Source organism: Streptomyces sp. NPDC005808, from assembly GCF_042871385.1.
Taxonomy (GTDB): domain Bacteria; phylum Actinomycetota; class Actinomycetes; order Streptomycetales; family Streptomycetaceae; genus Streptomyces.
Map to the genome: position 1 here is coordinate 196,849 of NZ_JBIAIK010000003.1, position 25,275 is coordinate 222,123.

Consider the following 25,275-nt stretch of genomic DNA (forward strand, 5'->3'; position numbering starts at 1 on the left):
CCATCGAGGTCACCGGCCCCGGCTTCGGCACCAGGCCACTGCTGGACACCCTCGCAGACTCCCGGTCACTGGTGACCTTCGTCGGCGAGCGTACCCACCTCGTCCGGCCCGCCGACCACGGCCTGCGACGCACCCCGCTGCGGGATCCGACACCGGTCCTGCCGTACTCCGCGACCATCTCTGCTCCTGGTGGCCCGAGCACGCCTGAGGCCGAGACCTGGGCACCGGCATGGGCTCAGCGGGGAGGGGGGTCACTCCGCCACGGCGCGCGTGAACTCCGTCCAGGCGGCGGATCCGATCACGAGGACGGGACCGTCCGGGGTCTTGCTGTCACGGACGGGGACGACGCCGGGGAATCCGTCGGCGACTTCGACGCAGCTGCCGCCGTTGTCGTCGCTGTAAGTGCTCTTGCGCCACTGGGCGGCGCCCACGAAGTCGTACGCGACCTCGACGCACTCGCCGCCGTTGTCGTCGCTGTAGCTGCTCTTGCGCCACCGAGCGGAGCTCAGGTCGTACTCGCGCATCGTCTGTGGTCCTCCGCCGCCGACTCGATCAGGGCCAGGGACGCCTCCGGCGGCAGTGCGGCGGCCCTGAGCAGATCGTATGCCTCTTGCACTCGCTTAACCAGGGCCGGATCGTCCAGCAGGTTCCCCGAATACACGGCCTCTGTATAGGCAGTTGGCGGGGCGTCCTCGAACTCCATGAGCTGAACCATCCGGCCCATGAGGGGATACGCCCCCACCGCGTACGGCAACACCTGCACCAGCACTTTCCGCTGCCGCACCAGGTCCGCGATGTGGTCGAGCTGCTCGGCCATCTCCGCCTCGCTGTCGACCGGAATCCTCAGCACGTGCTCATGCAGGATCGTCCAATACACGGGCCTTGTAGCGTCGTCCAGGATCCGCGCCCGTTCCCTGCGGGCTGCCACCTTTTCCTCGACGTAGAGGTCAGTGACGAACGGGTTTCCTGCCAGCATCACGGCACGTGTGTACGCAGCCGTCTGCAACAACCCCGGCACCAGCGTGGGCGCGAACTCGGCGATCTTCGTCGCCAGCCGCTCAAGCTCCACAACCTCCGCGAAGTAATCCGCGTACCGTTTGTCGTCAATCAGCTTTCGCCATGTCCGTTCGAAAAAGCCGCCGGTTCGTAGGATCTCGTCGATCCTCTGCGCGACGTCCAACTGCGGTTTCCGAATAGCCTGTTCGAACTGGCCGATGTAACCCCCGGAGACGAATACCCGGACGCCCAACTCCACCTGGGAGAAACCCGCGTCCTCCCTGCGCCGTTTCAGCTCGGTTCCGAAGAACTCCCACGCCGCCTGCCGCGAACCCTTGGCCACAGGTCAACCCCCTTGCACTGCCCTGCACTTGTAGAGGACAGACTCCTGCCGAGTGTAGGTGCGGAGCGTCATCCTGGGGATGGTAAGAGTGAAAGTCGAAAAGACAGGGGAGCAGGGTGAAGGCACAACACTCGGCGCGGTGCGTCGAAGAGGCGGAGGAAACGGTGAAGGAATTGCGGGCGGCGCTCACGAACGCCGGAATTACGTTGCCGTCACTGCGGATCGACCAGGCGAGTTTGGCGCGAGAGGCGCCTTGTCCGCGGATCGAATTGGGCGGCTGTTCCGTCGAGTTGGCGGCCCGGCTCGCGGCGGCCCTGCGGTGAGGCCGGCGATCGGCTCGTACGCGATGGACACACGGACCGGAAGGGTGGGGATGGTCATGGGGCACGAGGGGCCGTACGTCCAGCTGAGACCGTACGGCGGCGGCAAGGAGTGGGACTGTGAACCGGACGCCGTCCGGGGAGCCACCGTGGCGGAGCGGCTCAGCGCGGCGACGGCGTATGCCAACGCACGCAGCCGCGGCGAGGTCCCTTGAACGGGGCCGGCCGGGGCGCTTCGGGCCACTCGGCCCGGGGCGTCCGTGCCGTAGGCGAGAATGGACTCCATGAGCCTGTTCCGCGACGACGGCATCGTGCTGCGCACCCAGAAGCTGGGTGAAGCGGACCGCATCATCACCTTGCTCACCCGCGGTCACGGGCGCGTACGCGCTGTGGCGCGGGGGGTGCGGCGGACCAAGTCGAAGTTCGGGGCGCGGCTGGAGCCGTTCTCGCACGTGGACGTGCAGTTCTTCGCGCGGGGGAGCGAACTGGTCGGGCGCGGGCTGCCGCTGTGTACGCAGAGCGAGACGATCGCTCCGTACGGTGGCGGGATCGTGACCGACTACGCGCGGTACACCTCCGGGACGGCCATGCTGGAGACCGCCGAGCGGTTCACCGACCATGAGGGGGAGCCGGCGGTGCAGCAGTATCTGCTGCTGGTCGGCGGCCTGCGCACACTCGCCCGCGGTGAGCACGAGCCGCATCTCGTCCTCGACGCCTTCCTGCTGCGCTCCCTCGCGGTGAACGGCTACGCGCCCAGTTTCAGCGCCTGCGCGAAGTGCGGGATGCCGGGACCGAATCGGTTCTTCTCGGTCGCGGCGGGAGGTTCCGTCTGCGCCGACTGCCGGGTGCCCGGCAGCGTCGTACCCTCGGCCCAGGCCCTCGAACTGCTCGCCGCGCTGCTGACGGGGGACTGGGAGACCGCGGACGCCGCCGAGCCGCGGCATGTCCGGGAGGGCAGCGGGCTGGTGTCGGCCTACCTGCACTGGCATCTGGAACGCGGCCTTCGCTCACTGCGTTACGTAGAGAAGTAATTGCGCAGAGAAGCAACAGAGAACCAAAAAACCAACTGAAGAACCAAAGAACCAAAGAACCAAAGAGCCAGCTGAAGAACCAAGAGCCAAGAACCAAGAACCAAAGAACCAAAGGAGACGAGAAACACATGGCTGTACGCGGGATCCTGGGACGCCAGCGCCGCGAGTACAGGACGCCGGAACCGCATCCGTCCGGTGCCCGTGCGCCCAAACTCCCCGGTGAGCTCGTGCCGAACCATGTGGCGATCGTCATGGACGGCAACGGACGCTGGGCCAAGGACCGTGGGCTGCCGCGTACCGAGGGGCACAAGGTCGGCGCCGAGCGCGTACTGGACGTACTGCAGGGAGCGATCGAGGTGGGAGTCGGTTCCATCTCGCTGTACGCATTCTCCACCGAGAACTGGAAGCGCTCGCCCGACGAGGTGCGCTTTCTGATGAACTTCAACCGCGATTTCATCCGCAAGACGCGGGGCCAGCTCGACGAACTCGGCATCCGGGTCCGCTGGGTGGGCCGGATGCCCAAGCTGTGGAAATCGGTGGCCAAGGAACTCCAGGTCGCCCAGGAGCAGACCAAGGACAACGACCGGCTGACGCTGTATTTCTGCATGAACTACGGCGGCCGCGCCGAGATCGCCGATGCCGCGCAGGCCATGGCGCAGGACATCAAGGCCGGCCGGCTCGACCCGTCGAAGGTCAGCGAGAAGACCTTCGCGAAGTACCTCTACTACCCGGACATGCCGGACGTGGACCTGTTCCTGCGGCCGAGCGGTGAGCAGCGCACCTCCAACTACCTGCTCTGGCAGAGCGCTTACGCCGAGATGGTCTTCCAGAACGTGCTGTGGCCGGACTTCGACCGGCGCGATCTGTGGCGCGCGTGCGTCGAGTTCGCCTCCCGCGACCGCCGCTTCGGCGGCGCCGTCCCGAACGAGCAACTGCTCGCGATGGAGGAGGCCATGAAGGGCCGGCCGGAGTAGCCCGGAGCAGCCGGACATCCGGACCTTCTGAAGGGGCGCCAACGGAGCGCCCCTTCAGGGGCGCGGGGCACTGCGGGCCGACCCCGCTGAGCCCGCAGACAGAGGCGGTCCCTGGGGCTACCTGCCCGCAGACAGAGGCGATCCCCGGCTAGCTACCCTTTGGCGGCAGCGCACTCCGCGCACGTGCCGAAGATCTCGACCGTGTGCGCCACGTTCACATAGCCGTGCTCCGCCGCGATCGCCTCGGCCCAGGTCTCGACGGCCGGGCCCTCCACCTCGACGGCCTTGCCGCAGACGCGGCAGACGAGGTGGTGGTGGTGGTCGCCGGTGGAGCAGCGACGGTAGACGGACTCACCGTCGGAGGTGCGCAGGACATCGACCTCGCCGGCGTCGGCGAGGGACTGCAGCGTGCGATAGACGGTGGTCAGCCCGACGGAGTCGCCCTTGTGCTTCAGCATGTCGTGGAGTTCTTGCGCGCTGCGGAACTCGTCCACCTCGTCCAGCGCCGCCGCCACGGCGGTACGTTGCCGGGTCGAACGGCCCCGTACGGGCGATCCAGCGGTTGTCACCGTTGCCTCCTCCACGTCTGCACTTGCCAGGCCATTGTGCCAGTCCGGGATGTGCCCAGTCAGACGCCGACCTTCCCGTCCGTCCCACGGGTGGCCGGAATCGCGCACTCCGCCGGGTCCCCGGCAGCCTGCGAGACCGCCAGCGCCCGGGCCCTGCGCCGTGCGAGCGGTGTCGCCAGCGCGGTCAGCACGATGAACGTGCCGATGGTCAGCAGCACGATGGTCGCGCCCGGCGGCACGTCCTGGTAGTACGAGGTCACGGTGCCGCCGATCGTCACGCTCACGCCGATGGCCACCGCGATCGCGAAGGTGGCGGCGAAACTCCGGCTGAGCTGCTGCGCCGCGGCGACCGGAACGACCATCAGGGCGGACACCAGCAGCAGGCCCACGACGCGCATCGCGACGGTCACCGTGACCGCCGCCGTGACGGCCGTGAGCAGGTTCAGGGCGCGCACCGGCAGGCCCGTCACACGCGCGAACTCCTCGTCCTGGCTGACCGCGAACAGCTGGCGGCGCAGGCCCACCGTGACCAGTACGACGAAGGCCGCCAGGACGCAGATCGCCGTCACGTCGGACTCCGAGACGGTGGACAGCGAGCCGAAGAGGTACGAGGTGAGGTTGGCGTTCGAGCCGGTCGGCGCGAGGTTGATGAACATCACGCCGCCGGCCATGCCGCCGTAGAAGAGCATGGCGAGGGCGATGTCGCCGCGCGTCTTGCCGTACCAGCGGATCAGCTCCATGAGGACCGCGCCGACCACGGAGACGGCCGTCGCCATCCACACCGGAGACCAGGAGAGCAGGAAGCCGAGGCCGACGCCGGTCATCGCCACGTGGCCGATTCCGTCGCCCATCAGGGCCTGGCGGCGCTGCACGAGGTAGATGCCGACGGCGGGCGCGGTGATGCCGACGAGGACGGCGGCGAGCAGGGCCCGCTGCATGAAGGCGTAATCGAGGAAGTCCATCAGCTCTTCAGCCCCATCGGCTTCATCGGCTTCATCGGCTCCACCAGTTTCTTCGGTCCCATCAGCTCAGCAGTCCCGTCCGGATCGGTTCGGCGTCGTGAGCCGCGTGCGGGTGTACGTGGTCGTGGCCGGGCAGCGCGTGCTGGCCGACCGCGGCCGGGGGCGGGCCGTCGTGCATGACGCAGCCGTCGCGCAGGACGACCGCGCGGTCGATCAGCGGCTCCAGCGGGCCCAGTTCGTGCAGGACGAGGAGGACGGAGGTGCCCTGGGCGACCTGCTTGCGCAGGGTCGAGGCCAGCACCTCCTGGCTCGCCAGGTCGACGCCCGCCATCGGCTCGTCCATGATCAGCAGTTCGGGCTCGGAGGCCAGCGCGCGGGCGATCAGCACCCGCTGGTGCTGGCCGCCGGACAGCGCGTTCACGGAGTCCTTGGCGCGGTCGGCCAGGCCGACGAGCGCGATGGCCTTCTGCACGGCCTCGTGGTCGGCCTTGCGCAGCACGCCGAAGCGGGCGCGGGACAGCCGCCCCGAGGCGACGATCTCGGTCACCGTCGCGGGCACGCCACCCGCGGCCGTGGTGCGCTGCGGTACGTAGCCCACGCGCGCCCAGTCGTCGAAGCGGCGGCGCGGGGTGCCGAAGATCTCGATCTCGCCGCCGCTGACCGGCACTTGGCCGATGATGCTGCGGACGGCGGTGGACTTGCCGGAGCCGTTGGCGCCGAGCAGGGCGACGACCTCGCCGTGGTTCACGGTGAGGTCGATACCGCGCAGGACGGGGCGTGAGCCGAGTTCCGCGGTCACTCCGCGCAGGGATATGACGGGCTCGCTCTTCATTCCGCCGTCCTCCGTGTTCGTTGCGTCACTTCGTGGTGCGTCACTTCGTGGTGCGTTACTTCGTGGTGCGTTCGCTCACCGGGCGCCGTCTGTCATTTGGCGCCCAGTGCCGTCTCCAGAGCCTTCAGGTTCGACTCCATGACCTGCAGGTAGTCGTCGCCCCTGGACTTGTCGGTGATGCCCTCGATGGGGTCGAGGACGTCGGTCTTCAGGCCCGCGTCGTTGGCGATGGTCTTGGCGGTGTCGTCGCTGACCAGGGTCTCGTAGAACACGGTGGTGACACCGTCCGCCTTGGCCATGGTCTCAAGGTCCTTGACGCGGTTCGCGCTGGGCTCCGATTCCGGGTCCAGGCCGTTGATGGCCTCCTCGGTGAGGCCGTAGCGCTCGGCGAGGTAGCCGAAGGCCGCGTGGGTGGTGATGAAGACCTTGCTCGTGGTGTTCTTGAGCCCGTCCTCGTACTGGGTGTTGAGGGCGTCGAGCTTCTTGACCAGCGCGTCCGTGTTCGCCTTGTAGTCGGCGGCGTTGTCCGGGTCCTCCTTCTCGAAGGCCTTGCCGACACCCTCGGCGACCTCGGCGTACTTCACCGGGTCCAGCCAGATGTGCGGGTCGGTGGCGCCGGTCTCCTCGCCCTCGGTGTCGTCGTGCTCGGCCGCGTGGCCGCCGACCTCGTTGCCGTGCTTCTCCAGGGTGGTCAGCGTCGCGGCGTCGATCTTGGTCTTGACCTCGGACTGCGCCACGGCGTCGTCGACGGCCGGCTGGAGGTTCTTCAGGTAGAGGACGGCGTCGGCCTCCTGGAGCTGCGCGGTCTGCTTGGCGCTGATCTCCAGGTCGTGCGGCTCCTGGCCGGGCTCGGTCAGGTTCGTGACACTCACGTGGTTCCCGCCGATCTCCTGGGCGAGATACTGCAGGGGGTAGAACGACGCCACGACGTCGAGCTTCCCGCTGCTGTTGTTGTCGGCGGCGGACGAGTCCGAGCAGGCGGAGAGGGTGCCGAGACCGAGGACTGTGGCCGCGGTCACAGCAGTCCCGGATATGAGGCGTCGTCGTACGTTCATGACACTCATTTTCAACAAATTTGGAAACGATTGTCAACAAGGGTTCCGTCAACCAACCGATTTGATACCGGGGTGGGAGGCGCCGGTAACCTAAGTCATTCGCTGCCGTCCGTTCGTAATGAAGAGAGCACCGTGGCCGCCGACAAGATCGACACCATCGTCAGCCTGAGCAAGCGCCGTGGCTTCGTCTATCCCTGTAGTGAGATCTACGGTGGACAGAAGGCCGCCTGGGACTACGGCCCGCTCGGCGTCGAGCTCAAGGAGAACCTCAAGCGCCAGTGGTGGCGTTACATGGTCACCTCCCGTGAGGACGTCGTCGGTATCGACTCGTCCGTGATCCTGGCAACCGAGGTCTGGGTCGCCTCCGGCCACGTCGCCACGTTCACCGACCCCCTCACCGAGTGCACCTCCTGCCACAAGCGCTACCGCGCCGACCACCTGGAGGAGGCCTACGAGGCGAAGCACAAGCGCCTCCCGGAGAACGGCCTCGCGGACGTCAACTGCCCCAACTGCGGTAACAAGGGCCAGTTCACCGAGCCCAAGCAGTTCTCCGGCCTGCTCTCCACCCACCTCGGTGTGACGCAGGACAGCGGCTCCGTCGCCTACCTGCGCCCCGAGACCGCGCAGGGCATCTTCACCAACTTCGCCCAGGTGCAGCAGACTTCGCGCCGCAAGCCGCCCTTCGGCATCGCGCAGATGGGCAAGTCCTTCCGCAACGAGATCACGCCCGGCAACTTCATCTTCCGCACCCGCGAGTTCGAGCAGATGGAGATGGAGTTCTTCGTCAAGCCGGGCGAGGACGAGAAGTGGCAGGAGTACTGGATGCAGGAGCGCTGGAACTGGTACACCGGCCTCGGTATGCGCGAGGAGAACATGCGCTGGTTCGAGCACCCGGCCGAGAAGCTCTCGCACTACTCCAAGCGCACCGCCGACATCGAGTACCGCTTCCAGTTCGGCGGCAACGAATGGGGTGAGCTGGAGGGCGTCGCCAACCGCACCGACTACGACCTGAACGCGCACTCCAAGGCCTCCGGCCAGGACCTCTCCTACTTCGACCAGGAGGCCGGCGAGCGCTGGACCCCGTACGTCATCGAGCCCGCCGCCGGTGTCGGCCGCTCGATGCTCGCCTTCCTCCTCGACGCCTACATCGAGGACGAGGCCCCGAACGCCAAGGGCAAGATGGAGAAGCGCACGGTGCTGCGCCTCGACCCGCGCCTGGCCCCGGTCAAGGTCGCGGTTCTCCCGCTGTCCCGCAACCCGGAGCTCTCCCCGAAGGCCAAGGGCCTTGCCGCCGCGCTCCGGCAGAACTGGAACATCGACTTCGACGACGCCGGCGCCATCGGCCGCCGCTACCGCCGCCAGGACGAGATCGGCACCCCGTTCTGCGTCACGGTCGACTTCGACACGCTCGACGACAACGCGGTGACCGTGCGCGAGCGCGACACGATGAAGCAGGAGCGTGTGTCGCTCGACCAGATCGAGGGCTACCTCGCCACGCGGCTGATCGGCTGCTGAGTCAGGTCGTCGACAACATCACTGGTGCCGGGCCCCGGATCGACGGGGGCCCGGCACCAGTGTTTCAACCGGTCCCGCGGGGGCTTCTCAACGGCCTTGCAGCGCCTTGACGTTGTCGCCGAACGTCCAGTTCTTCGAGCCGTCCCAGTTGATGGACCAGGTCATCAGGCCCTTGAGGGAGGTGCCGTAGGTGCGCCATGCCTGGGAGACGAGGCTCGGGGTCATGTAGCCGCCGCCGGCGCCGGACTGGGCCGGGAGGCCGGGGACCTGCTTGTCGTACGGCACCTTGATCGTGGTGCCCTGGACGACAAGTCCCTTGTTCAGGCAGTCGGTCTGGGCGGTGAAACCCTGGACGGTACCCGCGGAGTAGGAGTCGGCGGAGCAGCCGTACATGCTGCCGTTGTAGTACTGCATGTTCAGCCACCACAGGCGCCCGTTGTCCGCGTACTTCTTCACGATCGGCAGGTACGAGCCCCAGATCGAGCCGTACGCGACGCTGCCGCCGGTGACGTAGGCGGTCTCGGGGGCCATGGTGAGCCCGAAGTTCGACGGCATCTGGGCCAGCACCCCGTCGATGATGCGGATCAGGTTGGCCTGCGAGGCGGAGAGCGTGTTGATGTTGCCGCTGCCGACCAGGCCGGTCTCGATGTCGATGTCGATACCGTCGAAGTTGTACTGCTTGAGGATCGGGACGATCGTCGCGACGAACTTGTCGGCCACGGTGGCGGAACTGAGGTCGATCCCGGCCGCCGCCCCGCCGATGGACATCAGGATCGTCTGCCCCGACGCCTTCGCCGCGCACATCTCGGCGGGCGTCGCGACCTTCACGCCCGTGTCCATCCCGTCCGCCCACAGCGCGGTCCCGTCGGAACGGATCACCGGGAACGCCGCGTTGATCACGTTGTAACCGTGCGCCGCGATACGGGAGTCGGTGATCGGGGTCCAGCCGAAGGGCGGGTGAACGCCGTTGGACGAGCCGTCCCAGTTCTCCCAGTAACCCTGGAGGACCTTGCCGGACGGGCGGGACTTCACGGCGCAGGTATCGGCAGCGGATGCGCTCGGGGCGGTGGCGATCGACAGTGGGGTGAATACCACTGCCGCCAGCGCCACGGCGAGCAGACGCAGCTTCCGACGGATCATGCGAGGCCTCCCGGTGGGGGGTGCGGGGGGTGAGGTGTCGTAGGCATGACAGTGCTCTTGGTCCAGACCATTCGTCAAGAGGCCCTGGATCGCGCGGGGACTGGCAGATGACAGATGACAGATGGCAGACGGCGGACGGCAGACGGCAGACGGTATCTGACAGGTAACAGCTGACAGATGACAGCTGACAGATATTGAAATCTGTCAGCTGTCATGCCATGGTGGACGCACGACATCCTCCGAGCGCTTTCCGCGCCCGGAGAACCCCAAGGAGCCCTCATGCGAACCCGTCCTCTCGGATCCACCGGCCCTCAGGTCTCCGCCCTCGGTCTCGGCTGTATGGGCATGTCCGCGCTGTACGGCGATGCGGACCGGGCCGAGTCCATCGCCACCATCCACGCCGCGCTCGAAGCGGGTGTGACCCTGCTCGACACCGGTGACTTCTACGCCATGGGCCACAACGAGCTGCTGATCGGCGAGGCCTTGCGTACTGCGCCCGCGGCTCGGCGGGAGCAGGCGCTGACGAGCGTCAAGTTCGGCGCGCTGCGTGACCCGGACGGCGGCTGGGTGGGGTACGACGGGCGCCCTGCGGCCGTGAAGAACTTCGCCGCGTACTCGTTGCGGCGGCTCGGCGTGGACCACATCGACGTGTACCGGATCGCCCGTGCCGACACCGATGTGCCGATCGAGGAGACGGTGGGGGCGATCGCGGAGCTGGTGGAGGCCGGGCACGTACGGCACATCGGGCTCAGCGAGGTGGGCGCCGGGACCATCCGCCGGGCTGCCGCCACCGCCCCCGTCTCGGACCTCCAGATCGAGTACTCGCTCATCTCGCGCGGCATCGAGGACGAGATTCTGCCGACCACCCGTGAGCTGGGCATCGGCATCACCGCGTACGGCGTGCTGTCGCGCGGGCTGATCTCCGGGCACTTCACGCGGGACCGGCAGCTGGCCGCTGACGACTTCCGCGGGATGAGCCCCCGATTCCAGGGCGACAACCTCCAGCACAACCTTGACCTGGTCGACGCGCTGCGGAAGGTCGCCGAGCAGAAGGGCGTCAGCGTCGCGCAGATCGCCATCGCCTGGGTGCTCTCGCGCGGCGAGGACATCGTGCCGCTGGTGGGCGCCCGGCGCCGCGACCGGCTGACGGAGGCGCTGGGCGCGCTGGACGTGACGCTCGGCGCCGACGACCTCGCCGCCATCGAGGAGGCCGTGCCGGACGGCGCCGCCGCGGGCGACCGTTACCCGCAGGCGCAGATGGCGCACCTCGGCACGGAGCGCTGACGGTACCGGCAGGTACCGTCCTCGTCATGGCACCGACCACCGAAGCACTGACCGCCGAGCGCATCCTCGAAGCGACCGAGGAGGTGCTGCGCCGCCACGGTCCCGCCAAGGCCACCGTGGTGGACGTGGCGCGCGCGCTCGGCGTCAGTCACGGCAGCGTCTACCGCCACTTCGCCACGAAGGCGGCGCTGCGCGAGGCGGTCACGAAGCGTTGGCTGGACCGTACGTCGGAGTCCCTGGCGGGCATCGTCGCCGAGGACCGCGACCCCGAGTCCCGCCTGCGTGACTGGTTCACGGCGCTCTTCGCCGCCAAGCGCCGAAAGGCCGGCGACGACCCCCAACTCTTCGCCACCTACCTGGTGTTGCTGACCGGCGAGAACGGCGGCGTCGTCGACCACCACATCGCCGACCTCACCGGCCAGCTCGTCGAGATCGTCGAGGACGGGGTGCGGCGCGGCGTCTTCGCGTCCGACGCCCCGGCCGTCACGGCCCGCGCCCTCTTCGACGCCACCAATCGTTTCCACGACCCCGCCTACTCCCGGGAGTGGGAACAGCCCGGCATCGACGGGGAGTTCGAGGCGCTCGTGGACCTGGTCGTACGAGGGGTGCGCGCCTGACGTGCACGCCTGACCGCGAGTCCCTGCTCGCGGCACCGGGTGCGCGGGCCGTGACCACGGGGTTCTCACCAGGCGGTGGGGACGGACGTCACGAGCGGTGCCGGTGGAGATGCCCACCGCCCCGGCGATCCGGCGCCGTGAGGCTCCGGGGCCGGCACGCAACCGCCGTGGAGCGGCTACCTCTCCGTCGGGTCCACCGTCGCCTGGTGCGCCTCTGTCAGGTGTTCCTCCGCCTTCAGCCAGGGCAGGAACTGCGCCGCCTTGCGCCACCCGCACGTGTCGCACTTGATCGTGCGCTGTACGCCCGCCCGCTGAACCCGTACGACGTGCTCGCGGCCGTGCTGGTCCCAGCGGCTTACCTTGCTCGTGTTGATCTGCAGCATGCCACCTCCTGGTGATACCGAGTGATGCCGCGTTACCGCATTCCCTTACGCAGCAAGGAGTGTGCAGCATGGCGAAGATCAACGGGGATTCTTTGGCCGTGAGTTGGCGGCGCGGTCGTCCGTCGTCACGATCCGCCGCATCAGCGTGATGAGACTCTCATGCTCGGTGTCCGTACGGGAGTTGGTGACCAAGGGGTGGGCCGTCAGCTGATCGTGCGCGGCAGCCGCAGGCTCAGGCCCGTGGTCAGGATCCCGATCGCGAGCTGGACCAGCAGCGTTGTCACCAGCGCGTCCTGCATTCCGTGACCCGGGACGAGGGACAGGAAGAGGGTGCCCAGGGTGGCCACACCGAGGGCGAGGGCGGACTGCTGGGTGGTGATCATGACGCCGCTGCCCACGCCCCCGCGTGCGGGCGGGACCTCGGAGAGGATGATCCGGAAGAGAACGGGGAGTTGGAGGGCCTGGCCCGCGCCCGCCACCGCCGCACCCGGCACCAGCTCCCAGATACCCAGGTCCGGCCAGGACCGCCAGGCGGCCAGCGCCATGAGGGCCACGCCCACCGCCTGCACGACTCCGCCGGCGGTGACGACCCGGGTGCCGTAACGAGCGATCAGCCGCGGACCGCACAGCGAGACCACGAAGAACGCCGCCGCCATCGGCGCGAGGGCCAGCCCCGCCTGGACCGGACCGAGCCCCGCACCGTCCTGCAGGGCCACCGCGATCACGAACATGAACCCGCTGAAGCCGATCGAGAACGGCACGATCATCACCAGACCCCGGCGCAACGACGGCAGCGCGAGCAGGCTCGGCGGCACCAGTGGCGTACGGCCTCTGCGGTCCGCCCGGCGTTCGACGAAGTAGAACGCCGCCGCCGCGACGGGGAACAGTGCCAGCGACAGCCAGGTCCACAGCGGCCAGCCCGCCGCCCTGCCCTCGGTGAGCGGGGCCAGCAGCGCGAGCAACGCTATGGCGAGAAGTACCGTGCCGGGGCCGTCGATCGGCTCCGGGTGCTGCGAGCGCGTCTCGGGGACCGCGCGCGTGGCCAGCACCAGACCGAGGATCACCACGGGCACATTGACGAGGAACACCGCGCGCCAGCCGGTGCCCGCGATGTCGGCGGCGATGAGTACGCCGCCGAGGATCTGCCCGGCCACCATGGAGAGCCCGGCTGTCGCGCCGTACAGGCTCATCGCCTTGGCGCGGCGCGGCCCGGCGGTCGCCGACTGGATGGTGGCGAGCACCTGCGGCAGCATCGCGGCGGACGCCGCACCCTGCGCGACCCGGGCGGCCACCAGCGTCCAGGCGCTGGGCGCGAGGCCGCACGCCAGCGAGGTCAGGCCGAAGGCCGCCATGCCGACGAGGAAGAGCCGACGCCGGCCGAAGAGGTCGCCGAGCCTGCCGCCGAGGACGAGGAGGACGGCGTACGAGACTCCGTACCCGGCGATGACGAGTTCCAGGACGGACGCGCTCGCGTGCAGGTCCTGGCCCATGGTCGGCAGCGCGACGTTCACAATGAAGAAGTCGATCAGCGGCAGGGCCGCGCCGATCAGCACCGTGAAGAGTCCGAGGCCGCCAAGCACGGGTGGGGAGGCGGGGGATCGGACGGGGGTGGCGACGGTTCCGGTTTCGGTCACGTGCTCCAGCCTGCTCCCGGTCCCAGGCTGGTACCAGAGTTTACTTATCCTGGTAGAGGGAGTACCTGGCAACAGGGTAGGACGTGCGGCAGGCTAGGAGCATGACAACGATGGCATACGACTATCCGGGGGCGGCGACCAGGCGGTACGGCGGTCGCGAGGCGGAGATCCGGCGGCACGAGCTGGCCGCCTTCCTGCGCCACCGCCGCGAGCACGTCACCCCCGAACAGGTCGGTCTGTCCCGCGGCCCCCGCCGGCGAACCCCCGGCCTGCGCCGCGAGGAGGTCGCACAGCTCGCCGCCGTCGGGGTCACCTGGTACACGTGGCTGGAACAGGCCCGCGACATCCATGTCTCCGTGCAGGTGCTCGACGCACTCGCCCGCACTCTGATGCTCGACCAGAGCGAGCGAGGGCACCTCTTCCAGCTGGCCGGAGCCGTCGACCCGGCGCCCCCCATGACCTGCCCGACGGTGTCCCCAGCCCTGCGGACCATCCTGGAGCAGCTCGAGCCGATGCCGGCCTGTGTCCAGAACAGCCGGTACGACATCCTCGCGTACAACCGCACGTACAGCCTGCTGCTCTGCGACCTCGACGCCGTACCGAGCGAGGACCGGAACTGCATGGTCCTCGCCTACACGAACGAGGAGTGGCGCTCGTCGATCGTGCATCTGGACGAGACCACCCGCCTCATGGCGGCCAAGTTCCGCGCCTCGATGGCCGGGCATCTCGCCTCGCCCGCCTGGAAGACGCTTCTCAAGCGGCTGCGTGCGGAGTCGCCGGACTTCTGCGCGGCCTGGGACCGCCACGAGGTGGTCGGCGCGAGCACCAAGCGCAAGGAGTTCCGCAACGCGTACGTCGGTCGCATCACCGTCGACCACACCGACCTGTGGCTCGGTCCGGACGTGGGGACACGCCTGGTGACCTACGTGCCCGCGGACGTGGAGTCGCGCGAGCGGCTGGAGAAGCTGCACGCGATCGCCCAGGAGCGCGGGGCGGCGGTCATGGCTTGAGCCTCATCGGCTTGGGCTTCGTCATCGGTTTGGGCTTCGTAGGCGGTTTGGCCTCGTCATCAGTTTGGGCTTCGTACGCGCGCGGCTGTCGGTACGGGGTTCGTACCCGAGCGGGCGGTTTCCGGTGATGTCATGCCCGGTTTCGCGAGTGTGGACCACGGCGAGGGCGGCGGGTGGCCATGGCGGTCCGGGTCCACCGGCCGTGGTGGCCATGGCGGTCCGGGCCCACTGGCGTCGGTGGCCGTGGCGGTCCGGGCCGACCGGCCGCGGTGGTCTACCCGGAGATCACTTCCAGGAGGGCAAGGCTGGATCCCGTCCGGTACTCGGCGTCGAACGAGTCGCGGCCGAGCTCCTCCACCAGCCGTTCACGGAGGGCCTGGTGCTCCTGGGCGTCATCAGGGTCCAGGTGATGCCCGATCCTTCGCAGTTCGCTGTCGACTGCCGCCAGGTACCGGGTCGCACGGCGGTGGTCGCCGTCGGCGGCCGCGATGACCGCTGTGCTCAGAGCCACCTGCGGGTACATGTTCGTCATCTCGCCCTCCACCACCTCGCGTCGGGCCGCGGAGAACAGCTCTCGGGCCTTCTGGACCTCGCCCGCGTGCAGTTCCAGATACGCCAGGTTGTGCCGTTCGTTCGCGACGCTTCTGCGCTCGCCCAGGGACTCGTTGAGAGCGATGCTCTCCGCGAGCAGGCGACGAGCGGCCGGTACGTCACCATCCATGCGTGCGGTGCCCGCCAGGATGTGCAGAGGGGTCCGTTCCAGGCGGCGGTCGCTGGTTCGCCGGGCGAGCTCCCGGGCCTCCCCGGCCAGACGCCGGGCCTCGGGAAGGTCGCCGTCCACGATGGCGATACGTGCCAGGCAGCCCACCGCTTCAACCTCGGCGGCGACGTCACCGGCGGCCTGGGCGCGGGTGATCTCTTCCTCGCTCAGGCGCTGCACCACGTCGATTTCGCGGCGCCGAAACGCTTCGACGGCCTCTTCGTAGAAGGTCATACCGGCAGAGGTTAACCAGCCAAGGTCATACCGGCAGAGGTTGCCAGGAACGTCATACCGGCAGAGGTTGGCCGGGCAGGGTGGGCCCGGGCCAGGCAGCGGTTGGCCGGCCGGGGCTGGCCGGTCCGGGCGCGCGGACGGGAACGCGGTGTCAGGCCTGTACGCCCGTCGAGTCCCGTGTCCGCACGGGTTCCGGCTGCAGCCGGGCCGCCGTCTGCTCGGCCGTCTTCCGTGCCCAGGCTCCGCTGGTCAGGGCGCCCAGGAGGAGGACGGCGAGGCCGCATCCGGCGATGATCCACCAGGCGGGGGCGGCGGCCGCCACGAAGGTGTCCTTGTACGCCGTCGTGCTCACTCCGGAGGCCAGCACCGCGCCGATCACCGCGACGCCGAGGGTGCCGCCGATCTGGCGGCTGGTGGAGGCGATGGCGGAGGCGACGCCGGCCTGGGCGCGGGGCATGCCGGAGACGGCGGTGTTGGTGATGGGCGCGTTCACGAAGCCGAAGCCGAGGCCGAAGAGGACGTAGCCGATGACCAGCGTGGTGTTCGAGGTCTCGCCCTCGAACGCGGCGAACAGCACCCCGCTCGCGGTCATCGCGACTCCGGCGATCAGCAGGGGCAGGCGGGGGCCGCGGCTGCCGACCAGCCGGCCCGACAGCGGGGCGCAGACGAAGCACATGGCCGCCATCGGCAGCATCCACAGGCCCGCGTGCAGCGCGTCCAGGCCGCGCACGTTCTGCAGGTAGAGCGTCGAGAGGAACAGGAATCCGCTCAGCGCCGCGAATCCGCAGACGGCTATGACGGTGGCCCCGCTGAACGGCGCGGAACGGAAGAAGCGCAGGTCGATGAGGGGTTCGTCGCGCCGACGCTCGTACCGGAGGAAGCCGATCAGTGAAGCGACGGCGACCGCGCCGAAGGCCACGATCTTGACGGCGCCCGAGGTGGGCGCCTCGATGATCGCGTAGGTGAGGGAGCCGAGAAGCGCGATGACAAGGAGCTGGCCGACCGGGTCGGGGCGGCGGGCCTTGGGGGCGCGGGACTCGGGGACGTAGCGCAGGGTGAGCAGGAGTGCGGCCAGGCCGACCGGGAGGTTGATCCAGAAGATCGAACGCCAGCCGACCGAGTCCACGAGCAGCCCGCCGACCAGGGGCCCCAGGGCCATCGATATGCCGACCACGCTGCCCCACGCACCGATCGCCCGGGCGCGCTCGCGCGGATCCGTGAACGTATTGGTGATGATCGACATCGCCACCGGGTTCAGCATCGAACCGCCGACCGCCTGCACCATGCGGAACGCCACGAGCGATTCGAGGTTCGGGGCGAGCGAGCACAGCAGCGAGCCGAGCGTGAAAATGACCAGGCCCGCGATGAAGACCTTCCGGCGGCCGATGCGATCGGCGGTCGAGCCCGCCAGCATCAGCAGGGAGGCGAGAACCAGCGTGTACGCGTCGATCGTCCACTGGAGGCCTGCCAGGCTCGCGTGCAGTTCCTTCTGCATGGAGGGCAGGGCGACGTTCAGCACGGTGTTGTCGAGGCTCACGATCAGCAGACTCATGCAGCAGATCGCGAGCACCAGCATGCGGTGGCGGGGGCTGAGCTCGGGCATTCCACCATGGTACGACCATTTCAATAGTGCGTCTAACTAATGACTGTCGCTCCACTCGCCCGCGTACGTGACAATGGGGGAATGTCCACGCCCACCCTCGCTCCCGCGCCCCCGCTGTCGATCGGCCCGCACACCGTCCAGCCGCCCGTCGTCCTGGCACCCATGGCCGGTATCACGAACGCGCCCTTCCGCACACTGTGCCGGGAGTTCAGCGGCGGCAAGGGGCTCTTCGTCAGCGAGATGATCACCACGCGGGCGCTGGTCGAGCGCAACGAGAAGACCATGCAGCTGATCCACTTCGACGCGACAGAGAAGCCGCGTTCGATCCAGCTGTACGGAGTGGACCCGGCGACCGTCGGCAAGGCCGTCCGCATGATCGCGGAGGAGGGCCTCGCCGACCACATCGACCTGAACTTCGGCTGCCCGGTCCCGAAGGTGACGCGCAAGGGCGGTGGGTCCGCCCTCCCGTACAAGCGGAACCTGCTGCGGGCGATCCTCCGGGAGGCCGTCGGCGGGGCCGGTGATCTCCCCGTCACGATGAAAATGCGCAAGGGCATCAACGACGACCACATCACCTACCTGGACGCCGGACGGATCGCGGTCGAGGAAGGTGTCACGGCGATCGCCCTGCATGGCCGGACCGCCGCCCAGCACTACGGCGGCACGGCGGACTGGGACGCCATCGCGCGCCTCAAGGAGCATGTGCCGGAGATTCCCGTCCTCGGCAACGGCGACATCTGGTCCGCCGACGACGCGTTGCGGATGGTGCGCGAGACCGGCTGTGACGGAGTGGTGGTCGGGCGAGGGTGCCTGGGGCGGCCGTGGCTGTTCGGGGATCTGGTGGCGGCCTTCGAGGGGCGCGAGGCCGGAGCCGGTGGCCCTGGTGGGTACGCCCGCCCGACGCTCCGTGAGGTCGCGGCCGTGATGGTCCGGCATGCGACGCTGCTCGGCGAGTGGATCGGCGACGAGGCGCGAGGCGTCATCGACTTCCGCAAGCACGTCGCCTGGTACCTCAAGGGCTTCGCCGTCGGCTCCGAGATGCGGGGGCGTCTCGCCATCAGCTCGTCCATCGCCGAACTCTCCGACGGGCTCGCCGAGTTGGACCTCGACCAGCCCTGGCCGCTCGGCGCGGACGGACCCCGCGGCCGTACGTCCGGCAACAACAGGGTTGTCCTGCCGGAGGGTTGGCTCAAGGACCCGTACGACTGCTCGGGGATCGGCGAGGACGCGGAACTGGACACGTCCGGGGGGTAGTTGGGGCTGCCCGGGGCTGCGCGGGACCGCCAGGGCACTGCTTCCGATCTCCCGGCCTCGACCACGGGCTGTGACTCGGACTCATTTGGTGAAAACCGCCCGCGCGATCTCATCGGGGGCGGCGCTCGCCTCCGCGAGGAGTTTCCCGTCGGCGGACCAGATGCCCGAACGGCCGGACGTGCGGTCGAAGCCGCCACCGGTCGGACCTGCGAAGGCGGCCGCGGCGACCCACACACCGTGGTCGGCTGCGACCCGGCGGGCCCGCTCGCCGTGGACCTCAGCCTCGTGATCGGCGTGGACAACCCCAGCGACGTACCCGTCGATGCCCAGCGCGGCCGTCTTCGCGGCGTGCTCGGGGATACCCGTGTCGCGGCAGACGGCAAGCCCCAGCCGCCACCCGTCCACTACGATCACGGCCGGCTCCCCGGGCACAAAGTGAGCGGCCTCGCTGCCGTGGAGGTACGCCTTCCCATAAGCCACCCGCGCGCCGTCTCGGTCCACGGCCAGGATGCCGATGTGCGGACCCGGCACAGGCGCGCCGACAAGGGCAAGCGTCCCGGTCTCGGCGCATGCGGCGACGATCGGAGCCAGCCGTTGGTCGTCCGGAACGACCGGCTCCGCGTCCAGCTCGTATCCCGTCAGGGACATCTCGGGGAAAACCACCACCCGCGCGTCCGCCGCGCGAACAGCCTCCGCGTGGGCCACCGCGTTGGCCGTCACGTCGTAAGCCGTGCACCTCGGCTGCGCCACCGCGATGCTCAACGCCTGCTCCACCCCGAACTCCCCTCGTCGATTCGCACGATCACCCTACAGAGCGGCCACACGGCGAGCATTTGCGCAACCAACGCCTGTAGCGGCGCGAGCATGATCGCCTTGTGGCGCCGCACAGGGGAATCGCCCGCTCGATGGGTCGGTTGACCAGTTCGTACTCGCTCGTACTTCCTCGTACTCGCGATCCCCCAAGGAGCCGCAATGTCCGACGCCGACGATAAGCCCGCCGCAGGCGAAAAGCCCGCTGCGGCCGAACCCGCCGTCAGCGAACTCCGCCTCGTCGTCACGGCGGCCGACTACGACGCCGCGCTGCACTTCTACCGCGACGTACTCGGCCTGACCGAGCGCGGAGCGTACTCCTCGCCCGACGGGCGGGTCACCATCCTCGACGCCGGCCGGGCCACCTTGGAGCTGACCGACCCGAACCACGCCGCCTTCATCGACGAGGTCGAGGTCGGGCGGCGGGTGGCCGGCCATGTACGGGTCGCCTTCCAGGTCGACGACTCCGCCGCCGCCACGGTGAGGCTGGCCGCAGCCGGAGCTGAGGTGATCGCGGAGCCGACGCGTACCCCCTGGAACTCGCTGAACTCCCGGCTGGAAGCACCGGGAGCCCTTCAGCTGACCCTCTTCACCGAGCTCGACGGGTTCACTGAATCCGACGACTAGAGCTGGAGGTCTACGCTCCCCCCACCGCCGTCAGCAGCGCCAGCGGTGCCGCCGCCGACCTCGACTCCCGTACGCACGCGTGCGGGTAGGGCACCGGCTCGCCGTGGGTGTCGCGGCCGTAGCCCGCGAGAACCTCGGGGAGCCGGTGGCCGGCGGATGTGGCGGCGTCGACCAGGGCGTTGGCGACGGTGCGGGCCTCGTCGTGCAGGCCGTACCTCGCCAGGCCCAGGGCGATCAGGGCGTTGTCGTGCGGCCAGACCGAGCCGCGGTGGTACGAGAGCGGGTGGTACGCCGCCTGGCCGGAGGCGAGGGTACGGACGCCCCAGCCGGAGAAGAAGTCGGGTTCGAGGAGACGTCGGCCGACCAGCTCGCCGTACTCCTTGTCGAGCAGACCCGACCAGAGCAGGTGACCCGCGTCGGAGGCGAGGGCGTCCACATGGCGCCCGTCACCGTCCAACGCCAGCGCGGGGAAGGCGTGTTCGGGCATCCAGAAGTCCCGCTGGAAGCGGTCCCGGAGGTCGGCGGCGGCCTGTTCGAGGAGGGCCGCGTAGACCTCGTCGTCCCAGACCGTGCGGGACAGGTGCGCGGTGCGGCGCAACGCGTCGTACGCGTACCCCTGCGCGCCCGCCGCCATCACCGGACCGGAGGGGCGGCTGCCGTCGGCCGAGCAGATGGCGCCCGGGGAGTCCTTCCAGTTCTGGTTGGCGAGCCCGCCGCCGTCCGCGCGGTAGACGAGATAGCCGCGCGAGGTCAGCCCGCCGTGGTCCAGCATCCAGCCGATCGCCGCACGGGCGTTGGCCTCCAGACGGCGGGCCACGCTCACATCACCGGTCTGCTCGGTGTACGCGCCGAGCAGCACCAGGAACAGTGGCGTCGCGTCCACCGAACCGTAGTAACGCCCGTACGGCACCTGCCCGAAGTGCGCCAGCTCCCCGTGCCGCACCTCGTGCACGATCTTGCCGGGCTGGCACACCGCCTCCGCGCCCACCTCGGTCGCCTGAGTCGCGGCGAGTGCCGGGAGCGTGGCGGCGGCGAGTTGGGGACGGTAGGGAAGGGCGAAGAGGGAGGTCAGGAGCGCGTCTCGGCCCAACAGGGCCAGGAACCACGGGACTCCGGCCGCCGGGACGCGCAGCTCCTCGCCGTCCGGGCCGCGGGCCGGGACCTGCAGCGCGGCGAGGTCGGACAGACCCCGCGCGCAGGCCGCGGCCAGCTCCGGCCAGCCGGTCGGGAAGGCCACGCCTTCCGTGAACTCACCTTCGAGAACGAGGAGTTGGTCGTTCGCGGCGGCGGGGGAGGGTGGTACGTCGGGATCGTGCGAGGCGCCGTGCGGACGCGCCGCCACCCGAAGCGACAGCTCCGCGCTGCCGTGCGGTTCGAGTTCCAGGGTCCATACGAGACGACGGGCGCCCGTGCCCGTCTCCTCCACGCCGTCCGGGGCGGGCTCGGAGGTGACCGTCGTACAGGACCGCCATTCGCCGCGCTGATAGCCGAACCGCACGCCGTCGTCGAGGACTTCGCGGGAGCGGACGACGCCCGTCTTGGCGTACGTACGGTAGTCGGAGCGCAGTTCGAACTGGTCTGTGAAGTCGGCGTCCGCGGTGACCGCGACGCGGACCGTCGTGCGGGCAGGGCGGTTGCTGGTGACGCGCAGCGCCTCCACGAACGCGCCCTCGGCGACGGCCTGTTCACGGAAGACCGTGTACGCGGGCGGCTCGTTGCGGCCGCCTCGGGGTACGAGCACACAGCGCGCCGTGTCGCCGTCCGCGACCGGCGTCAGTGCTTCGGGCACCGCGCCGTCCAGGGTCAGTTGCCAGCGGCTCAAGTGCCGTGCGTCGCGCACGAATAAGCCGTCGGGGGAGCTGCCGCCCCGTACCCCGCTGATGTCCCCGCCGTCGCCCACGGCGGCGAACGTCCCACCGTGCACGAGCAGATGATGCCGATCCGTCATCCCCGGTCCCCTCCCTTGGCGCCCGTCTCGAATGCGTACGCGCGCGCGTTCCCGTAGGTGCCTGCGCTGTGTGCCCTGTCGAACGTCTCGTGTCCCGGGTGGGACGCGAACTGGTCCGCCCCCGCGGGTGAGTGCAGCAGATCCAGCGTCAGCGCGGCCGTCCAGCTGAAGCCGAGTGCTCCGCAGGCCTCGCCGGTGTACGGGTCCACGTACTCCGCGAATCCGGACTCCCCGGCCGTGTCGAGCAGCGCTGCTCGCAGCTCGTCCGCGCGCGTCTGCTCGCCGTGCAGCCGCAGACCGCGCTCCAGCAGCCAGTTGGTGTTGAACCAGGCGGGACCGCGCCAGTAGCGGTGCGGATCGAATGCCTCCCCGCTCAGGTCGTAACTCGGCGCGAGCCGGGTGGTGTCACCGAGCCCGAAGTGCCGCCCGCTCGCGGTGCGCACGAGAGTGGCCGCGATGTCTCGGGGCAGCGCGGGCAGGAGCAGCGGGATCAGGCCCGAGACACTGCGCTCGGGGATGAGAGCACCGCGCTGCTGCGAGCGCTGCTCTGTTCCGAGGGCACTGCTCTGAGAGCGGTGCTCCAATTCGAGGGCACTGCTCTGAGAGCGCCGCTCCGCTTCGAGAGCGCTGCTCTCTGCCCTCCGCCCGGCTCCGAGAACACTGCCCCGAGAGCGCTGCTCCGCTTCGAGAGCGCCGCTCCGTGAACCCCGCTCCGCTTCGAAAGTGCTGCTCTGTGAGCGACGCTCTGTTCCGAGAGCACCGCTCCGAGAGCGCTGCTCAGAAGCGAGAGCACCGTTCCGAGAGCCCCGCTCCGCTCCGAGAGCACCGCTCCCCCCGTCACCCCCGTACACGTCCCGGCAGAAGAACATCCCCTCTGTCGGGTCCCACAGCCGATCCACCAGTGCCGCCGTGAGGCGCTCCGCGCGGGCGTGCCGGGCGGTCCCGGCCGCGCCCAGCTCCTGTGCGATGTGGGCGAGGGCGTGCTCGGAGGCGATCAGCAGTGCGTTGAACGAAGGGTCCTCGACCGCGAACTCGCCGCCTCCGTCCGCGTACCCACCGTCCCGGTAGTCCGTCGCCAGCCGCACATACCGCCCGTAGTCCAGATCCGTCGGCCGGTCCTCGGGGGCCCCGTGGTCGAGGTCGGCGCGGCGGAAGGAGCGGGGCGGGGCCGGGGTGATCCGGCTCAGTGGGGCGTCCCAGCAGGGGCTGTTGTCCATGCCCTGCTCCCAGGGGTGGACCACGGAGGCCAGACCCGCGCCGCCCAGGTCCCGGCGGTGCAGCAGATAGCGGTGCCAGGCCGCCAGCCGGGGATAGGCGCGGGAGAGGAAGCCGCGGGCCCGGGAGAGGCCCGGGTCGGCCTGGTGCACCAGCCACGCGGCGAGCGCGTGCACGGGTGGCTGCACGATGCCGGACGTCTGTACGGTGCGCGGGGCACCCGCGGCGGCCCCCGCGGTCGAGGAACGCCAGAAGTCGGGGCTCGGGAAGTACGCGTCGAGCGGCACGGAGGGGTTGAAGACGATGTGCGGGATCCTGCCGTCGCCCCACTGCGCGCCGAGCAGCGTCTCCAGCTCCGTCTGTGCCCGCAGGGGGGACAGGTGGCGCAGCCCGATGGAGATGAATGCGGAGTCCCAGGACCACTGGTGCGGGTACAGACCGCGCGAGGGCACGGTGGACGTTCCTGTCCAGTTGCCGTTCAGCACCCGGGCCGCCCTGAGGTGCAGCGAACCCGCCGTCTCGGCAGGATCGTATACAAGTGTTCCGCTACGGGTCGCCTCGGCCCGACCGGGCGAGGAGGGTGGTCCGGAGGCGGCCAGGGGTGTGCCGGAGGTGCGCACGGAGGTGGTGATTCCCGTGCGCAAGGCGGTGAGCTGGGTTGTGCGGTCCACTCGGGTCTCCCGGAAGACATCCTGCCGACCAGTTCGGCTGTAGCTACCGTAGGGTTACGTCTATTTAACACGCAAAACTCAATATGTAATGCAGAGTTGAGGAACGCAAGAGGGTGGGCATGTCAGGAAGGGCGGACAGGACCATGAGGGCAGGGAATCAGGCAACCGCCGGAGAGCTGCTCGAACTGGTGCGCAGCGGCCGGGCCACGACACGCGGCGCGTTGCAACAGGCCACCGGTCTGTCCCGGGCCACGGTCGGCCAGCGCCTCGACCGGCTCTTCCGGGCGGGCTGGCTGCGCGAGGGCGCCGGCGGCCCGGTGGACTCCCCACTGGGCGGGCGCCCCTCGATCACCCTTGAGTTCGACGACGCCCACGCCGTCGTCCTCGCCGCCGACCTCGACACCCGGCACGGCCGGGCGGCCGTCCTCACCCTGACCGGCGAGATCCTCGCCGAGCAGTCGGGTCTCCTGGTCATCGACGAGGGCCCGGAGGCGGTCCTCGGCGAACTCGGCCGCTGGTTCGCCGACCTGCTGGTGAAGGCCGGAAAGCCCGCGGAGTCCGTGTGCGGTATCGGACTGGCGGTGCCGGGGCCGGTCGACAGGGACACCGGCCGGGTCGTGCAGCCGCCGATCATGCCGGGCTGGGACGGCTACGACATAAGAGGCCGGCTGGGCCGCGCGTTCGCCCAGCACACGGGCACCACGCCCGGCGTCCCCGTACTCGTCGACAACGACGCCAACCTCATGGCGTACGGGGAGCAGCGCACCGGCTACCCGGACTGTTCGGCGTTCGCGCTGGTCAAGGTCTCCACAGGTATCGGCGCGGGAATGGTCGTGGGCGGCACCATCTACCGGGGGATCGACGGCGGCGCCGGTGACATCGGGCACATCCGGGTGGGCGCGGAAGCGCTGTGCCGGTGCGGCTCGTACGGCTGTCTGGCCGCCGTGGCCAGTGGCGGCGCGGTGGCGCGACGGCTCGCCGAGTCCGGGGTGCCTGCGGCCTCCGGATCGGATGTGCGGGACCTGCTGACGTCCGGGCACCCGGAAGCGATGGCGCTCGCACGGGAGGCGGGACGCCAGGTGGGTGACGTACTGGCGACGGTGGTGACGCTGCTCAACCCCGGTGTCCTGATGATCGCCGGAGATTTGGCCGGAACTCCCTTCCTCACGGGCGTTCGTGAGCTGCTGTATCAGCGGGCGCTGCCCCGCTCCACGGCTCACCTGGACGTGGTGACCTCGCGGCTCGGCGAGCGGGCCGGTCTGGTCGGAGCCGGGGCGCAGGTCGTGGAGTACCTGTACGCACCGGAGCGGGTCGAGGAGCGGCTGGCGGTGCTGGGGGTGTGACTGGCGCTGTCCTCGGCTCCGCGCGGTGTCCCATCTCGTCCCCTCCCCGGCGTCGTGTGACATCTGTGTGACGTGTCCACATGGTGGTCCGCATGGTGAAATCCGGCCTTCGCTCCGGCGTGATTCTCGCCACGCCTGATAGGGA

The 25,275-nt window shown here is 69.5% G+C and carries 24 protein-coding genes; 10 read left to right on the top strand and 14 right to left on the bottom strand.

Annotated features, from left to right (window positions below; genetic code table 11):
• Window positions 1–251: 251 nt before the first annotated feature.
• Both ACFYPC_RS07865 and ACFYPC_RS07870 read right to left on the bottom strand, forming a co-directional pair.
• Complete coding sequence (locus ACFYPC_RS07865) at window positions 252–524, bottom strand: DUF397 domain-containing protein (protein WP_388672480.1); 273 nt, start codon at window positions 522–524, stop codon at window positions 252–254.
• Window positions 506–1,339 (bottom strand): Scr1 family TA system antitoxin-like transcriptional regulator, encoded by an 834-nt coding sequence (locus tag ACFYPC_RS07870; protein ID WP_388672481.1) that lies wholly within the window; start codon window positions 1,337–1,339, stop codon window positions 506–508. The genes ACFYPC_RS07865 and ACFYPC_RS07870 overlap by 19 nt, the downstream gene beginning before the upstream one ends.
• Before the next feature lie 319 nt (window positions 1,340–1,658).
• Between ACFYPC_RS07870 and ACFYPC_RS07875 the strand changes: the two genes are divergently transcribed.
• The 3 genes from ACFYPC_RS07875 (at window position 1,659) to ACFYPC_RS07885 (ending at window position 3,664) form a co-directional block, all read left to right on the top strand.
• Window positions 1,659–1,874 (top strand): hypothetical protein, encoded by a 216-nt coding sequence (locus tag ACFYPC_RS07875; RefSeq protein ID WP_388672483.1) that lies wholly within the window; start codon window positions 1,659–1,661, stop codon window positions 1,872–1,874.
• Between the two features lie 69 nt (window positions 1,875–1,943).
• A complete protein-coding gene (gene recO, locus ACFYPC_RS07880) occupies window positions 1,944–2,690 on the top strand; it encodes a DNA repair protein RecO (protein WP_388672485.1) in 747 nt (248 codons plus the stop codon).
• A 128-nt stretch (window positions 2,691–2,818) separates the two neighbouring features.
• Window positions 2,819–3,664 carry an isoprenyl transferase gene (locus ACFYPC_RS07885; RefSeq protein WP_388672487.1) on the top strand — a complete coding sequence of 282 codons (846 nt, stop codon included), beginning with the start codon at window positions 2,819–2,821 and terminating at the stop codon, window positions 3,662–3,664.
• 152 nt (window positions 3,665–3,816) lie between these two features.
• On the opposite strand, the gene ACFYPC_RS07890 is transcribed toward ACFYPC_RS07885, so the two are convergent.
• The 4 genes from ACFYPC_RS07890 to ACFYPC_RS07905 form a co-directional block, all read right to left on the bottom strand.
• Window positions 3,817–4,233, bottom strand: coding sequence for a Fur family transcriptional regulator (locus ACFYPC_RS07890; RefSeq protein ID WP_388672489.1), 417 nt, complete (start codon window positions 4,231–4,233; stop codon window positions 3,817–3,819).
• A gap of 59 nt (window positions 4,234–4,292) precedes the next feature.
• The gene (locus ACFYPC_RS07895) at window positions 4,293–5,195 is read right to left on the bottom strand and encodes a metal ABC transporter permease (protein ID WP_388672491.1); all 903 of its coding nucleotides are present in this window, start codon (window positions 5,193–5,195) and stop codon (window positions 4,293–4,295) included.
• Window positions 5,196–5,256: 61 nt separating this feature from the next.
• Window positions 5,257–6,027 (bottom strand): metal ABC transporter ATP-binding protein, encoded by a 771-nt coding sequence (locus ACFYPC_RS07900; RefSeq protein WP_388672493.1) that lies wholly within the window; start codon window positions 6,025–6,027, stop codon window positions 5,257–5,259.
• A 92-nt stretch (window positions 6,028–6,119) separates the two neighbouring features.
• Window positions 6,120–7,082, bottom strand: coding sequence for a metal ABC transporter substrate-binding protein (locus ACFYPC_RS07905; protein WP_388672495.1), 963 nt, complete (start codon window positions 7,080–7,082; stop codon window positions 6,120–6,122).
• A gap of 132 nt (window positions 7,083–7,214) precedes the next feature.
• On the opposite strand from ACFYPC_RS07905, the gene ACFYPC_RS07910 reads away from it, so the two are divergent.
• Complete coding sequence (locus tag ACFYPC_RS07910) at window positions 7,215–8,597, top strand: glycine--tRNA ligase (RefSeq protein ID WP_388672497.1); 1,383 nt, start codon at window positions 7,215–7,217, stop codon at window positions 8,595–8,597.
• 87 nt (window positions 8,598–8,684) lie between these two features.
• Here the strand turns inward: ACFYPC_RS07910 and ACFYPC_RS07915 are convergent, their stop codons facing one another.
• Window positions 8,685–9,737 carry a chitinase gene (locus ACFYPC_RS07915; RefSeq protein ID WP_388672499.1) on the bottom strand — a complete coding sequence of 351 codons (1,053 nt, stop codon included), beginning with the start codon at window positions 9,735–9,737 and terminating at the stop codon, window positions 8,685–8,687.
• A 279-nt stretch (window positions 9,738–10,016) separates the two neighbouring features.
• Between ACFYPC_RS07915 and ACFYPC_RS07920 the strand changes: the two genes are divergently transcribed.
• Window positions 10,017–11,021, top strand: coding sequence for an aldo/keto reductase (locus ACFYPC_RS07920; RefSeq protein WP_388672501.1), 1,005 nt, complete (start codon window positions 10,017–10,019; stop codon window positions 11,019–11,021).
• Window positions 11,022–11,047: 26 nt separating this feature from the next.
• On the top strand, window positions 11,048–11,638 hold the full coding sequence (locus ACFYPC_RS07925; protein ID WP_388672503.1) for a TetR family transcriptional regulator: 591 nt from the start codon (window positions 11,048–11,050) through the stop codon (window positions 11,636–11,638).
• 176 nt (window positions 11,639–11,814) lie between these two features.
• Here ACFYPC_RS07925 and ACFYPC_RS07930 read toward each other — a convergent pair whose 3' ends face one another.
• Window positions 11,815–12,021 carry a hypothetical protein gene (locus ACFYPC_RS07930; RefSeq protein WP_388672505.1) on the bottom strand — a complete coding sequence of 69 codons (207 nt, stop codon included), beginning with the start codon at window positions 12,019–12,021 and terminating at the stop codon, window positions 11,815–11,817.
• 203 nt (window positions 12,022–12,224) lie between these two features.
• The gene (locus tag ACFYPC_RS07935; protein ID WP_388672507.1) at window positions 12,225–13,655 is read right to left on the bottom strand and encodes an MFS transporter; all 1,431 of its coding nucleotides are present in this window, start codon (window positions 13,653–13,655) and stop codon (window positions 12,225–12,227) included.
• Between the two features lie 101 nt (window positions 13,656–13,756).
• Between ACFYPC_RS07935 and ACFYPC_RS07940 the strand changes: the two genes are divergently transcribed.
• Entirely contained in the window at window positions 13,757–14,665 is a 909-nt protein-coding gene (locus ACFYPC_RS07940; protein WP_388672509.1) for a helix-turn-helix transcriptional regulator, read from the top strand.
• A 274-nt stretch (window positions 14,666–14,939) separates the two neighbouring features.
• On the opposite strand, the gene ACFYPC_RS07945 is transcribed toward ACFYPC_RS07940, so the two are convergent.
• Window positions 14,940–15,659 carry a tetratricopeptide repeat protein gene (locus tag ACFYPC_RS07945; protein WP_388672511.1) on the bottom strand — a complete coding sequence of 240 codons (720 nt, stop codon included), beginning with the start codon at window positions 15,657–15,659 and terminating at the stop codon, window positions 14,940–14,942.
• 151 nt (window positions 15,660–15,810) lie between these two features.
• Window positions 15,811–17,262 carry an MFS transporter gene (locus ACFYPC_RS07950; RefSeq protein ID WP_388672513.1) on the bottom strand — a complete coding sequence of 484 codons (1,452 nt, stop codon included), beginning with the start codon at window positions 17,260–17,262 and terminating at the stop codon, window positions 15,811–15,813.
• An 81-nt stretch (window positions 17,263–17,343) separates the two neighbouring features.
• Between ACFYPC_RS07950 and dusB the strand changes: the two genes are divergently transcribed.
• The gene (dusB, locus tag ACFYPC_RS07955) at window positions 17,344–18,516 is read left to right on the top strand and encodes a tRNA dihydrouridine synthase DusB (protein WP_388672515.1); all 1,173 of its coding nucleotides are present in this window, start codon (window positions 17,344–17,346) and stop codon (window positions 18,514–18,516) included.
• A gap of 81 nt (window positions 18,517–18,597) precedes the next feature.
• On the opposite strand, the gene ACFYPC_RS07960 is transcribed toward dusB, so the two are convergent.
• Window positions 18,598–19,290: a carbon-nitrogen hydrolase family protein gene (locus tag ACFYPC_RS07960; protein ID WP_388672517.1), complete on the bottom strand. Its 693-nt coding sequence runs from the start codon at window positions 19,288–19,290 to the stop codon at window positions 18,598–18,600.
• 198 nt (window positions 19,291–19,488) lie between these two features.
• Between ACFYPC_RS07960 and ACFYPC_RS07965 the strand changes: the two genes are divergently transcribed.
• Window positions 19,489–19,953 (top strand): VOC family protein, encoded by a 465-nt coding sequence (locus ACFYPC_RS07965; protein ID WP_388672519.1) that lies wholly within the window; start codon window positions 19,489–19,491, stop codon window positions 19,951–19,953.
• Window positions 19,954–19,963: 10 nt separating this feature from the next.
• Here ACFYPC_RS07965 and ACFYPC_RS07970 read toward each other — a convergent pair whose 3' ends face one another.
• Both ACFYPC_RS07970 and ACFYPC_RS07975 read right to left on the bottom strand, forming a co-directional pair.
• Complete coding sequence (locus ACFYPC_RS07970; RefSeq protein ID WP_388672520.1) at window positions 19,964–21,901, bottom strand: glycogen debranching N-terminal domain-containing protein; 1,938 nt, start codon at window positions 21,899–21,901, stop codon at window positions 19,964–19,966.
• The gene (locus tag ACFYPC_RS07975; protein ID WP_388672522.1) at window positions 21,898–23,787 is read right to left on the bottom strand and encodes a hypothetical protein; all 1,890 of its coding nucleotides are present in this window, start codon (window positions 23,785–23,787) and stop codon (window positions 21,898–21,900) included. The genes ACFYPC_RS07970 and ACFYPC_RS07975 overlap by 4 nt, the downstream gene beginning before the upstream one ends.
• Before the next feature lie 143 nt (window positions 23,788–23,930).
• On the opposite strand from ACFYPC_RS07975, the gene ACFYPC_RS07980 reads away from it, so the two are divergent.
• Complete coding sequence (locus tag ACFYPC_RS07980; RefSeq protein WP_388672524.1) at window positions 23,931–25,130, top strand: ROK family protein; 1,200 nt, start codon at window positions 23,931–23,933, stop codon at window positions 25,128–25,130.
• Window positions 25,131–25,275: the final 145 nt, after the last annotated feature.